Annotated in this window: 10 protein-coding genes; 6 read left to right on the forward strand and 4 right to left on the reverse strand. The window is 43.8% G+C overall.

The window, feature by feature from the left end:
• Window positions 1-155 precede the first annotated feature (155 nt).
• The 3 genes from ICN18_RS09380 (at window position 156) to ICN18_RS09390 (ending at window position 3759) form a co-directional block, all read left to right on the forward strand.
• Window positions 156-605: a (2Fe-2S)-binding protein gene (locus tag ICN18_RS09380; RefSeq protein WP_216190235.1), complete on the forward strand. Its 450-nt coding sequence runs from the start codon at window positions 156-158 to the stop codon at window positions 603-605.
• 9 nt (window positions 606-614) lie between these two features.
• Window positions 615-2813 (forward strand): xanthine dehydrogenase family protein molybdopterin-binding subunit, encoded by a 2199-nt coding sequence (locus ICN18_RS09385; protein ID WP_216190236.1) that lies wholly within the window; start codon window positions 615-617, stop codon window positions 2811-2813.
• An 85-nt stretch (window positions 2814-2898) separates the two neighbouring features.
• Entirely contained in the window at window positions 2899-3759 is an 861-nt protein-coding gene (locus ICN18_RS09390; protein WP_216190237.1) for a S1/P1 nuclease, read from the forward strand.
• 88 nt (window positions 3760-3847) lie between these two features.
• Here ICN18_RS09390 and ICN18_RS09395 read toward each other — a convergent pair whose 3' ends face one another.
• Together ICN18_RS09395 and ICN18_RS09400 are read right to left on the reverse strand one after the other, a co-directional pair.
• Window positions 3848-5452, reverse strand: a complete 1605-nt coding sequence (locus tag ICN18_RS09395) for an acetate and sugar kinases/Hsc70/actin family protein (protein ID WP_216190238.1) — start codon at window positions 5450-5452, stop codon at window positions 3848-3850.
• Window positions 5453-5624: 172 nt separating this feature from the next.
• Window positions 5625-6617, reverse strand: a complete 993-nt coding sequence (locus ICN18_RS09400; RefSeq protein WP_216190239.1) for a nucleoside hydrolase — start codon at window positions 6615-6617, stop codon at window positions 5625-5627.
• A gap of 177 nt (window positions 6618-6794) precedes the next feature.
• Between ICN18_RS09400 and ICN18_RS09405 the strand changes: the two genes are divergently transcribed.
• From ICN18_RS09405 to ICN18_RS09415, 3 genes are read left to right on the forward strand one after another with little or no spacing between them, the layout of a single operon-like run.
• Entirely contained in the window at window positions 6795-8327 is a 1533-nt protein-coding gene (locus ICN18_RS09405; RefSeq protein ID WP_216190240.1) for an adenosine deaminase family protein, read from the forward strand.
• A gap of 17 nt (window positions 8328-8344) precedes the next feature.
• Entirely contained in the window at window positions 8345-9715 is a 1371-nt protein-coding gene (gene guaD / locus ICN18_RS09410) for a guanine deaminase (RefSeq protein ID WP_369411887.1), read from the forward strand.
• 59 nt (window positions 9716-9774) lie between these two features.
• Complete coding sequence (locus ICN18_RS09415) at window positions 9775-11811, forward strand: sensor histidine kinase (protein WP_216190241.1); 2037 nt, start codon at window positions 9775-9777, stop codon at window positions 11809-11811.
• Here ICN18_RS09415 and ICN18_RS09420 read toward each other — a convergent pair.
• Both ICN18_RS09420 and ICN18_RS09425 read right to left on the reverse strand, forming a co-directional pair.
• Window positions 11806-12489, reverse strand: a complete 684-nt coding sequence (locus ICN18_RS09420) for a response regulator transcription factor (RefSeq protein WP_216190242.1) — start codon at window positions 12487-12489, stop codon at window positions 11806-11808. The genes ICN18_RS09415 and ICN18_RS09420 overlap by 6 nt on opposite strands.
• 166 nt (window positions 12490-12655) lie before the next feature.
• Window positions 12656-13549: a transporter gene (locus ICN18_RS09425; protein WP_216190243.1), complete on the reverse strand. Its 894-nt coding sequence runs from the start codon at window positions 13547-13549 to the stop codon at window positions 12656-12658.
• Between the last annotated feature and the right edge of the window lie 211 nt (window positions 13550-13760).

Raw genomic sequence — 13760 nt, forward strand, 5'->3', positions numbered from 1 at the left:
TGCTATCTGTAAGTGTTGATTATAAAAGGCTAAATAATATAAATCCGATAAATCTATCGTAAGTATTTGTCGGATTTATATCAATTTCGACAGTTAAAATTAGTCAATATGTAAAGGTAAAAAATCACCTTTTTTGATTAAGTAGAGGAGAAGTCATGGCTGAATTCATTTTGAATGGCAAAAAAGTCAAGGTAGACGTAGAGTCAGATACCCCATTGTTGTGGGTATTACGTGAGCAGTTAGGTCTAACGGGTACCAAATATGGGTGTGGAATAGGCGCATGTGGTGCGTGTACGGTGTTGTTTGAAGGGCAAGCAATGAGAAGTTGCTCTTTGCCCGTAGCGGCTGCTGAGGGTAAGCGCGTTGAAACAATTGAAAGTCTCGAGAAAAATGGTCAACTTTCAAAAATTCAAAAGGCTTGGATAGATAACCAGGTGCCTCAATGCGGCTACTGTCAGTCTGGAATGGTGATGGCCACAACAGCATTGATTAGAAATAATCCTAAGCCAACGGACGCTGATATCGAATCCGCCATTTCAAATATTTGCCGTTGCGGTACTTTTCAACAGGTTCGCGCAGCTATTCACTCGGTAATGAAGGGTTAAGGGATCAATATGACAACAGCATTAAATACCTCACGTAGAAACTTCATCATTAGCTCGGCGGCTCTTGGGGCTGGATTGGCGATTGGTTTTGAGATCCCAGCCTTTGCAGGTACAGCTAAGAATCCTAGCGCACCGCTTGCTACACCAGAGATTGGTGCATGGGTAGTGGTTAAGCCAAATGATGATGTGATTGTTCGCATCGTTAAATCAGAAATGGGACAAGGGACTATCACTGGCTTGTGCCAGCTAGTCGCCGAAGAGCTCGAATGCGATTGGAAAAAGATTTCTTATGAGTACCCAACACCGGGTGAGAGCTTAAAGCGTAAACAGGTATGGGGAAGTTTTTCAACTGGTGGTAGTCGTGGTATTCGTCAATCCGAGCAATATGTTCGCAAGGGTGGGGCTGCTGCCCGCATGATGTTGATTCAAGCAGCTGCCGACCAATGGGGTGTTCCTACTGGCGAGTGCGTCGCATTAAACAGTGTGATTACTCATAAGCCATCAGGACGTAAGACAAGCTTTGGTAAAGTCTCACAAGCGGCCTCTTCGCTCCCTGTGCCAAACGAAATTACCCTAAAAGACCCGAAAGACTGGAAGATCATTGGCAAGCCAATTGCCCGTATTGATGACACGGTAGGCAAGGTTACGGGTAAGCAGATTTATGGCATTGACTTTAAGTTGCCGGGAATGTTGATTGCCACAATTAACGAATGCCCAGTATTTGGCGGCACCGTGAAAAGTTTTGATGCGACCAAAGCTATGCAAGTCAAAGGGGTTAAAAATGTGGTCCCTGTTGGCGGCACAGCTGTAGCAGTTATTGCCGATACTTTTTGGCATGCTAAGACCGCAATGGAGCAGGTGGATATTGTTTGGGACTTTGGCCCAAATGTTAAGGTGACTAGCGAGTCGATTAAAGGTGTCCTGGAGGAAGGTTTGGGCGCACCGTTTGCTTTTGTGCGCAATCAAAAGGGTGATGCTAAACAGGTAATCTCTACCGCATCCACTACTTTAGAGTCCACTTATTTTTACCCATTCTTGAACCATGCGACGCTTGAGCCAATGAATGCTACCGCTAAATGGACACCAGAAAAATGCGAGACCTGGATTCCTACGCAGAACGGTGAGAATTCAATGGCGGCCGTTATTAAGGCGTCAGGCTTAAAGGCCGATCAATGTGATGTTTACAAAATTAATATTGGCGGAGGCTTTGGTCGTCGCGGCTCTCACCAAGATTACGCTACACAAGCGGTATTGATTGCAAAACAGATGCCTGGAACACCAATTAAATTGATGTGGACTCGCGAAGAGGATATGACTCAAGGTCGATACCACCCCGTCATGATGGGTAAGCTCACTGGTGCATTCGATGAAAAGAAAAACCTTTTAGGCGTTCATATGCGACTCTCTGGCCAGTCCATTTTGGCGTCAACCAGCCCATCAACTTTGGATGCCAATAAAGGTTTGGATCCCGAAGTGTTCCAGGGATTGGATTCTGAGGGACAACATGCATTCACATATAACTTCCCTAATTTGCTCATTGATCATGCAATGCGTAACACCCACGTGCCACCAGGATTTTGGCGTGGCGTTAATGTGAATCAAAACGGCATCTTCGTTGAAACCTTTATGGATGAAATGGCTGATTACGTAGGCAAAGACCCGCTTGCCTTCCGTTTGCAGTATCTTTCAAATCATCCGCGGGCTGCAGCAGTTCTAAATGCGGTAGCAAAAGGGATTGGATGGGATAAGCCGGCTCCAGCTGGTGTACATCGCGGAATCGCACAGATGCATTCCTATGGTAGCTATGCCGCTGCAGCATGTGAGCTTTCTGTAAAGGATGGCAAGGAAGTTAAAATCCATCGCTTTGTAGCGGCAATTGATCCAGGATATGTCGTAAATCCTGCTCAGGTCGAGCGTCAAACCTCTGGCTCATTTGTGTTTGGTTTGTCAGCTCTATTTGAAGAGCAGATTACCATTAAGGATGGCCGAGTGGAGCAAAAGAATTTTAATGACTTTAACTCCTTGCGCTTAGCCCAAATGCCTAAGGTGGAGACTATTCTCATTCAAGGTGGCGGCAAAGAGTGGGGTGGTGTAGGGGAGCCTACGATTGCTGTCGCTGCCCCTGCCGTTCTGAATGCTTTCTACCGCGCAACTGGTAAGCGTATTCGTACTATCCCATTGAAAAATAGCGGTATTACTTTGGTTTAATGCGCTAAAGAAGTGCCCAGTATTTTTGATATCAATCCACCCAATGCATTATTGGGTGGATTTTTTACATCCTAGAAGGAGTGTTATGCCCACAGTCAGTCAATATAAAAAACTAGTCCTAAGTATTGGAGTGGTAGTTGGTGCTCTCTCTACATCAGCATTGGCATGGGGTCCAACTGGTCACCAGACTACTGGCTATATTGCTCAGTCGCTATTAACGCCTGAAGTACAGATTCGCTTAAATGAAATTATGCCTGCTGCTGATTTGGGGCAAGTAGCTACATGGATGGATGATGAGCGCTTAAATTTGAAGAAAACCATTCCGGATTCTGCTCAATGGCATTTTTATAATCTGCCAGTTTGTGACAACAAACCCAAGAAAGACCTTTGCAAAAATAATAATTGCGCAATTTACCGGATTGATGAGTATTCACAAGTCTTGGCTGATCCAAAAGCCAGCAAGGAAGACAAAATATTTGCTGTTCGCGTCATTGTTCATGTTGTGGGCGACCTACATCAACCCTTGCACGCTGGGGATAATGGCGACAGGGGTGGTAACCAGCTTAAGGTGGGTGAGCATACAAACCTTCATTCCACTTGGGATAAGGCCTATGTTCAAAAGATGGCTAGAGGCAAAACATCCAAGGAGTTTGCTCAGGAAATTAGAGACAGAAATGCCGATAAGATTGAGATTTGGCAGGCGGGTGACGCGCTAAATTGGGCGAATGAATCCAATCAAGCAGCAAGATCAGTAGCCTATGGCCAGCTTCCCAACTTTTCATGTGATGTTGTTTATCTACATGTCGACTCGCCATCAAAGTCATATGAATATAAAGCGCAGAAGGTGATCGAGCAGCGCCTTGCTATGGCTGGATCTAGAATTGCTTTTGTGCTCAACACTGCGCTAAAAAAACCAAAAACAGTGCAATCAACTGAAGCTAAGTAAAAAAGAGGTAAAGCTAATAAGAGGGAAAAGAAAAGGGCATCCGAAGATGCCCTTTTTTAATGTCTGAGGTTAATTTTGGAGTTAATTATTAATTTGCGTATTTCAAGAGCAAATAACCGCGAGTCCAGGTGAGGGTTTTGCCTGCAGCAGATGGCGGAATTACACCTTGGAATGTTGCAGATGAATTATTTGTAAACAAACCATTGCTGCCCCATAGGAATGTATTCATGTAGGTAGCTTGAGCGCAATTGGCCTGATCTCTTGTTTTCGAGCTATTTTCTGGCACAGCACATGTTGTTTGTAAAGTAGACTGGAACGTTGCAGGGTTAATTGCTGTCGGAGAGTCAAGATTAAGGAAATTTGCGGAGAAATAAAATCCATCAACTCCAACGAATGGCGCAGTGCTACGATTTACTGCAGATTTAAGAGTTGCCATAGTTGCTGTCGCCCCTAGATTATCGGTGCCATCATTATTTCTGGCAAGGGATGTCACCTGATTTATGATAGTGTTAAATTTAGTTGTGCAGGTGTTGAAAATATATCCAGCCGTATTATTGGCTAGCAAACTAAGGTTAGCAGGAAGTAATACTTGCCAATCCGATAGTCCAACGCTAGTTGTAATCCAGGTGCTTGATGGGTAGAGGGCTATGCCACTGGTTTCAGCACTGTTAGCTGGAGTGGCACCGCTGGTATAGCATTCTGCGCCACCGTTAAAGCTGCCGGTACCATATCCTTGGGCGCGAACATATTTGCGAGCATCATCCCCACCAAAGCCAAGAAAAGTTTTGCTATATACGCTAAATGTTTTCCCGTTGATTTTTACTGGATATGTATTGGTAGCGTCGCTTGTAGGCGTACCCGCAGCAAGTGGAAAAGCAATCTGCATTGATGAGCCTCCAACTTCAAAGTCGCCAACAGGGCTCTGCATGACTGTGGTTGATGCTGGGTTATTGAAAATATTGTTATACAGATCGTTTAAGTTAGTCCAGGTCCATACACCCTCTTCGCTGTTGCCGTTAATGGTTTTATACTCACCTGTATCAAAGCTCATGCTCACAGCATACGCTTTAATCTTTGCGTAAAAAGCGGTAATTTGTTCGGTTGTAAATGTCCCGCCATTGCGTTTATCTTCTGTGCGCATACCTGCGGTTGCGAAAAGTTCAGTCTTGATTTGGGGGCGTGCGATGCCATATTTTGTGAGGTCTGGATTTAAGGCATTTAGGAGTGGCTGAATAACGCATGGACCCACATCATTTTGACCGAGAAAAACAACCGTCTTAGCGCCGTCGCTATCAGTTTGGTCAACTCCTCCGTTGCATCCGTCTGGCCTAACTCCGCCAGGAAGTACATTTACCAATCTACCTGTCTTGCTATCATATTCTGTTAAGGTGATCATTCCTCCTTTGCTTGTGCCATTTCCCCCTAGGAAATCGTTAATCCCATCATCGCCATATTTAATCGGGCCATCCAGCAATGTAATTTCTGGGTACCCGCCATTTCCTGGGATAACTTTGTAAAGCGAAACGCGTGTTCCACTACTGCCGGCATCAAAAATAGCTGTGTATACCGGCCCTGTATTGGCAGCGGCTCCTGAAGAGCCCGAGCTTCCGCCGCATGCTACAAGTGCTGTAATTGAAGCGCTGACAATCGCGCCAATAAATAGTCTTTTCCAAGAGTGTTTAATAGGTTTCATATGATTTAAATGGTTTCGTATCTACGTTAAGGCTGCTAAAAAATTGCCATCCAATTTTAGAATAGTTGTCATATTTATATTCCGACAAATACTGACAATACGGCCCATTTATCAATTGAATGAAATTAAAAAAGCCACCCAGAGGTGGCTAGTTTTTATAAGTGGTACTTCTTTACTTATTATTTAAATTAACAGCATCTGTCCACATCTTCTGCATTACGGCAGGCGAAGGAGTTGGCTCCATGTGTCCGGCATTTAAGTGAAATGCCTGTGGATGTAGCATATATAGTGCGGCCAATTGATCCCATAGTCTTGATTGATTACCGTTGGTGAGATATTCCAAGCGCCAATAATTCTGATTTGACATTAAGGCTGCCTTGAGGGTGCCTGGTAGGCCATAACTATCGAGGCCATCAACCATCTGAATAGTAGGGCTGTAGGGCGGTTTTGCATCACGAGGTACATCAACCCAAACTGGATTTAACCCTTTCATCTGTTCGAAGGCTGTTTTACAACTTTCAATATCGTATTCACAGTTAAATGAGAGTCTGGGTTTATCACCGTATTTATCACTGATATAAGGGCGGCCTTGCATCACAATTGATGTTACGCGATCACGAATCGCTGGGCTGTATTCAACAAAGGAGGTGAATGCGCCAATAATTAAAATGGAGATTGATTTACAGCCTGCCAAGGATTTCGTAACTTCAGCAGTGTAATTGCGTTTAGCCTTCACATTTGGGGTTAATGGTTTAGAGAGCAAGTCATTTGAACGTTGCATTGCGGTTCGCATATCTTGTAACCATGGCCATTTTTTGGTGTCACGCGTACCTGGGTATGAGGCGCCAACAATTACAGGTGGAGATTGCTGTCCAGGCTCAGCTATAAAGCGAGAAAGGGCTGATGCACCTTGTGGCGCCAGTGTGTAGCCTTCAGAAAGAATCATTGCCCTTACATTGAGACTACCGGTAACCACTGGAATGGCCATCATGTCATCAATATCAAAGTCGGTATCAATGAGAACGCAAGCCTCTTCTGTAGGAGGCACCTTGTTGTTTGATGTAATTTGGGTTGAGGTGGTTTGTGTTGCACAAGCGCTAAGCGCCAACAAAACAAAGGTCGCAAACTGAATGCGCATTGATGAGAAAAATACAGCTTTGGACATTTTTTAGCCTTAAAAATAGGGTAAATAAAAGGTAATTGGCTAGATTCTATTTCATTCCCAGAGGAAAATACTTTGTTTTACATTTAGTAAGAATTTGTCGGATTTGATGGTCCAAACTAAGTTCTCAATAGCTCATAATTGTGGTCATATTAATTCATTGCATCAATAGGACCTCGCGTGAAAAAACTGGCTATTCATACATTTAACTTTCTAACGCTACTCTGCTTGTCTTTAGCCGTTTCAGCCCAATCATCAAATCCAGCAGCCCGTTGGTTTGATGCTCATAAAGAGAGACCTCAAATGGTGCGGCAGTTTTTGCAGCTAATGCCTAAAGGCGCTGATGTTCATACCCATTTATCCGGCGCTGTTTATGCGGAAACCTATTTAGACATTGCCAAAAAAGAAAACTATTGTCTTGATGATGACACTTATAAGATTTCCGCTTCCCCGTGTAAAGAGGGGTCCGGGGATTTTTCTGCGAAACAGTTAGCCAAAGTTGAGAGAGAGAAGGCGATTGATCGTTATTCCGCTCGAAATATTGAATTTGCCAATAGACCGGGCCACGATCATTTTTTTGAGAGCTTTGGATTATTTAAGGCCATATCCTCGAATAATGATTATCAAGCGATCATGATTGCAGAGGTGGCTAATCGTGCTGCCTCACAAAATATTCAGTTATTAGAGCTAATGATCTCAATACAGTCTAAAGGTATCAAGCGTTTAGGTGCCGATATGAAGTGGGGTGTTAACCAAAATTTTCAAGAAGGTCGTCAATGGATGTTGCAGAACGGTCTAGGGAATCTTGTGGAGGCCGGCAAAAAGGACTTAGACGATATCGAGGCTGCATCACGTAAGTTGATGAATTGCGGAACAGCAATGGCTCAAGGTGGTTGTGATGTGAAGGTGCGCTTTTTAGTTCAAACAACCAGGAATGGCGCCCCAAACCAAGTGTTTGCGCAGCTGACCTATGCGTTTGAATTGGCTAAGGCTGATCCAAGAGTCCTGGGAATCAATTTGGTTTCTCCCGAAGATACTCCCAATGCTTTGCGTGACTACAGCTTGCAGATGAGCATGATTCAATACTTGTCCGGAATTTCTCCACAAGTGAAGATTGCTTTGCATGCTGGAGAGCTTGCTTTTGGTGATGTTCCTCCGCAGAATTTACGCAATCATATTACTGATGCAGTAAAAATTGCTGGAGCAAGTCGCATTGGGCATGGCGTAGATATTGGTTATGAAGATGGCGCTATTGAGACTTTGAAATACATGAAGCAGAAAGGTGTGGCGGTTGAGATCTGCCTCACCAGTAACGATGTTATTTTGAACGTTAAGGGAAAGGATTCCCCACTCAAGGACTATATGGCGGCTGGAGTGCCCGTTATTCTGGCTTCAGATGATGAGGGTATTTCCCGAATTGATTTAACCAATGAATATGTTCGCGCAGCGGTAGAGCAGGGTTTGAGTTACGCTCAGTTAAAGCAGATTTCTCGCAATAGTTTGACCTGGAGTTTTTTGCCTGGTTCGAATTTGTGGGGGATCCCAGAGAAAGCTCAGCTAGTAGCTCCATGTCGGAGCGATACCCCTGGTAGCGAGAAAGTTTCAGGTGGATGCAGTCAATTCTTGGCAAGTAGCGAAAAGGCAGCTGCACAATGGCATCTTGAGGCTGCGCTGCAAGCTTTTGAGAAACTTCCAGAGTGGACCAGTAAATAAAAGATAGCTATATAAAGATGAATAGATTCTCGCTGGCCATACTTTGTTTTTTCCTGGGAATCATTCCCGCTCACGCGGGCGACGCAATGGGTTACAGGGGAGGGGTTTTATATTTCACCGATAACCCTGCTAAAACACAAGATGCTTATCGATATTTTGAGGATGGTGTTTTATATGTAGAAGGCGGTAGGGTTTTAGAGGCTGGAAACTATAAGGATTTAAGGTCTAAGTACGGCACCGCTAGAATCGTTGATTATTCAGGACGTCTAATCATTCCTGGTTTTATCGATACACATGTGCATTACCCGCAATCCGAGATGATGGCGGCATATGGGGATCAATTATTAGATTGGTTAAATAACTATACCTTTCCAACGGAGCGTCAATTTTCCGATCCTGCACACGCTTCTAAAATCGCCAAATTATTTCTTGATCAAGCTATTTCTAATGGCACCACTACAGCATTAGTTTTCGCAACGGTGAGCCCAGTATCGGTAGATGCATTCTTCGCGGAATCGGAAAAGCGTAATTTACGTATGATTTCCGGAAAAGTTTTAATGGATCGCAATGCGCCCGACTACTTGATAGACACGCCGAAATCGGGATATATGCAGAGTAAGGCGCTGATTGAGAAATGGCATAACAAGGGCAGGCTTTCGTATGCGGTAACGCCTCGTTTCGTACCTACCTCATCACCCGAGCAATTAGCGCTAGCCGGTAAATTAGCAAATGATTATCCGGGCGTTTATGTTCATACCCATGTTGCTGAAAACAAGGCTGAAGTAGCTTGGGTTCAGGAGCTTTTCCCGGAAAGAAGAAGCTATTTAGATGTTTATGATCATTATGGTTTGGTGACGAGCCATTCTATTTTTGCTCATGGTATATATCTAAATCAGCAGGATATGTCTGTGCTGTCAAACAAGGGCGGCTCCATCGCGTTTTGTCCAACCTCTAACTTATTTTTAGGCAGTGGATTATTTAATCTTGCCGCCGCAAATCGGGCCAATGTCAAAGTGGGTCTAGGAACCGATATTGGGGCAGGAACAAGCCTTTCCATTCTCGAGACTATGAACGAGGCCTATAAGGCTACACAGTTACGCAAAGCATTTGCGGACGACCCATCCTCAGTTAAGCCCCTAGATCCCATGCAGTCACTTTATTTGGCCACCTTGGGTGGCGCTAGGGCACTTTCTCTTGACGATAAAATTGGATGGTTTAAACCAGGAATGGAGGCCGATTTTTTGGTTTTGGGATCAGGTGTGACGCCTTTGCTCGATGCCCGTGTGAAAAACTCTGCCACCATAGCCGACAAAGTTTTTGCCTTTGAAATTATGGGGGATGATCGCTCTGTTGAGCATGTCTACATTATGGGTATTAAGGCAAAGTAAGGTGCCAGTAATCTAGATATAAAGGCTGGTCAATATCATGGGAAAATAGTTGTCTATATATGACTTCATGCCGCCCCCCATTTTCCAAGTATTTAGCCATCTTGGCTTTTGCTTTGCTTGGCCTCTTTTTTGATGCTTCTCATGCACTTCAATTATCGGGCGCGGTGTCTCTGGTTAATCCTACCCAATCCACCTCTTTTTTGGTGGACCCAAGTGGTCGCTTAACTCTTGATGAGATTAAATCAAGCAGTTATCAGCAGAAATTTAAGTTGATCAAGTCAACTGATGATCAAATTAACTTTGGCTTTTCGGAAAGTGCTTATTGGTTCAAGCTTTCTTTATCAAGATCTGCAGATGCACCGGAGAGTTGGATTTTAGAAATTCCCTACCTTGGTCTAGATCAAATTGATTTTTATGCACCCAAACGACTTGTTGTAGAAACTGGAAATTTTCGTCCTGTTGAATCCAGGCCATTCTTTAATCGATCGTATGCATTTCCACTTATTCTCAAGGAAGTGCCTCAAGACTATTACATCCGCGTGAGCTCTCAGTCGCCCATCTCCTTGCCTCTAGATCTATGGCAAAGCGACTCCTTTAGCAGGCATGCCCAATATGACACCTTGTTGCAGGCGCTTTACTATGGTGGAGTTGGTGCTTTGGCAATCTTTAACTTTTTGCTTTTCCTATACTTGCGAGATAAGACTTATTTACTTTACTCTTTGTTCGCAACTTTTATTGGTCTTGGAAATTTTTCTGGCAATGGTTATGGTCACTTATATTTGTGGCCTAGTAATCCTGCATGGAATCAGATATCTCAAGCTGCATTTTTGGGAATGGCGGCAACGATCGCCTGGCTTTTTACTCGAGAATTTTTAAATACCAAAAAATTCCTACCTAGGACAGATCGAGTTCTGTTGCTGGTATCGGTTCTGTTGGCTTTTTCCACTGGTGGGCTTATAGCTTCCTACTACTTTTCATTCCCCCCATCCATCTTTTTGCAGTTAATACCACTCTTAAGTCTGCCTGGTGCGGCGCTTACCATTTATGCCGCTATGCAAGTCTGGGCGATGGGGCAGCAGAGCGCAAAATACTTTTTATTTGCTTGGGGTGTTCTATCTCTTGGGACAATCATTGCCGCTTTGCGGATGTTCGATATGGTTCCCAGCAATGTTTACACCTCTTACGCTTTACAGATTTCATCCGCAATAGAAATGCTGCTGCTTTCTTTTGCTTTGGCTAATCGCATCCAGATTGAGCGTCAACTAAGGGAGCGGGCTCAGCTCGAGGCCTTGGATTCAAAGCAAACCATGGTGGATTCTTTAAAGGCATCAGAGGAGCGCTTAGAGCGTACAGTAGCCATTCGCACAAATGAAATCGAGCAAATGCTTGAGAATGAAAAAAGACTTAGAGAGCAGTATGTGCGTTTTGGATCAATGATCTCGCACGAGTTTAGAAATCCTCTTGGCATCATTGAGACCCAGCTTGCCTTGCTTGCCAGAGGAGGAGAGGTCAAGCTTGAAAAGCGAGTTTCTATTATTGGTTCTGCTACGCACCGATTGGCAATGCTTTTTGATCGATGGCTTCAGGGTGATCGCTTGGAAAATAAAATAGATTCCGCTTTACCGCAAATTATTCAGCTCAATTCATGGTTAGAGGAGCTTATAGAAAAATGTCGCATCTATCATTCTACGCATCAGCTTAAGTTTATAGAGTTCGAAAAAGAAGTAGTTTTAAAAGCTGATGAAAAGATGCTGCAGGTAGTGGTCTTGAATCTGATAGACAATGCTTGTAAGTATTCTCCAGTCGATTCAGTTGTGACCATTGGGATTCAACTTCTTCCTGGAAAAATAGGAATATCAGTCGCAGACCAAGGTGCTGGTATTCATCCTGAAGATCATATGGAAATATTTGAGGAGTTTGTACAGATAGAGCCGGCCCCTCATTCGAGAGGTGTTGGTCTTGGTCTTGCATTTGTTAAGAGAATTGTCGATCTTCATTCAGGTGGCATTGAGCTAATCAGTGAGCCAGGAAAAGGATCAGAATTTATTGTTTGGCTTCCCGAGGAATCAGTGGACTTTGTCCACATCGAACTATGAGGCTTTTAAGGTTTCAGTGAATGCTAGGCCTGCACCATAAACAGTTTGCAGCGGAAATTTAACCACGCCTGCATCTTCAATTTTTTTGCGAAGTCGGCGTAGCATTACCTCAAGTCGACGATTGTCGTAATCAAGGGGGTTAAACCCAAGACCTTTGATTATTTCATCTCTGGCTACTGTTGCGCCTGGCTTATTGATAAAGCATGAAAGCAGTGCAAACTCATTTTTAGTAAGCTCGATTTCTAAATTGTTAGGAGTTTTTATTTCCCAGCGAACCGAGTCAAGCATCCATTGTGATAAATCATTGTTAGAGGATTTAATGCGTCTTTCTAAGCGATGAATAATTGCAAGTAATTCATTCATTGGAAAGGGTTTTACAAGGTAATAGTCGGCATCAGCGTTTAGCCCGGCAATACGATCATGTGGCTGACCCTCACAGGTTAATACGATTGAGCCAACGTCATTAGGATTCTTATAGTGCTTAAGTGCCTCTAGTCCATCACCATCAGGCAAATTGCGATCGAGAATGATGATGTCAAATTCATTGCTCTGAATTGAGCTTTGGAATTCGGCGATACTCTCCGCACCTTGGGCCGCAAAACCCTCTAAATTCAAAAGCTCTACCAAGCCTTCTCGGAAATCAATTTCGTCTTCTACTACAAGGATTCGGGCAGTCATTTTTGGGTGCTTATAATTAGGGTGTGTGTCCTAGGGTTTGGCGTAGGATTAACAACATTCTATCAATGACTTATCACTGACACTAGCAAATCTTATCGGTTGGGCTGGTAAACAGCATTGATAACTTTACCTAGAGTCTTCGGGGGCGGGGCGCTAGTGAGGAATATTAAAACTCTTTTGTATAGCCAAGAGATATCAGTTTGGTTTGAATGAAGCCATTTTTAATTTCCATGTCGCGACCATATTGCAATGTAAATCTTCCCAGCTCTGTATAGGCGATTCCGCTTAAAAGAAAACGTTGGGTGTTGATGACATTGTTTTGATAGGCATTGTTTACGAGCGTAGCCCCGCCAGCTACATATAGGTAGGATGCCCCAACAGTATAGGTTTGATTAATTGCGTAGACTGGCCCCAATTGAACGGTAGTTAAGGGCTTTTGTGTGAGTGAAATATTGCCGGCTGATAGGCACGCTGCTGCGCACTGGCTATTGCCGCCAAAGAACATCGTATCAACAGCAATCATGCCATCAAGATTTTCTAAGATAGGCTTTTGAAAGCCTATCTGCAGATCGGATACATAGCGATTGCCGCCCATCGTTAAGGTTTGAGTGCTTGAATAATTCCCGGTAGGCAAAATGAGATAACCCGCAATCCCTAAGTAAGTGCGAGTTTCACGATTGGAATAGGGCCAAATAGCGCTTGCTAAACCAATATCACCAAAACCAGTTGTAGCTGGGTAATTGGATAGGGACCCCTGGGGTTTAATGGACCCATATGGAACTTGTATATAAGATATTCCTGGAAGATCCCCAATTGCATAGGACCTGATAAGCCTTACATTGGCATTGGGATTTTCAATTACCGGGCTTCCGTAAGGCGCGGATGTTACTGCGGAACCATTCTTGAAGTAGGTGTTGTTCTGCGTGCCATAGTAACCAATCTTGACGTAATTCTTATCTGGTAATGGTGCAACGATATCGTTTGGTAAGAGATCAATGCCCCAACCAATTCGAGGGGCGGTAGAAAGTAGGGCTAGAAAGAAAAGACCAAAAAAGCGCATTGAAGATCTGCAAAAAATGATACTGATTTGGTTGATAGCGCGAATTTACGCACCTCAATGTCAGATTATGTCGTTTTTTCTCTAATTGGTCGATCTCTTATGGTGATATTGCTCAGGCTTCACCTGATCTTTATTGCGCCTCTTTGTGGATGTATAAACAAAGAATGTCTTAGTCATAGCGTAATAATCTTTTGGAGATCGGCTTGAGCGA

Source organism: Polynucleobacter parvulilacunae (assembly GCF_018881715.1).
GTDB classification, from domain to species: Bacteria; Pseudomonadota; Gammaproteobacteria; order Burkholderiales; family Burkholderiaceae; genus Polynucleobacter; species Polynucleobacter parvulilacunae.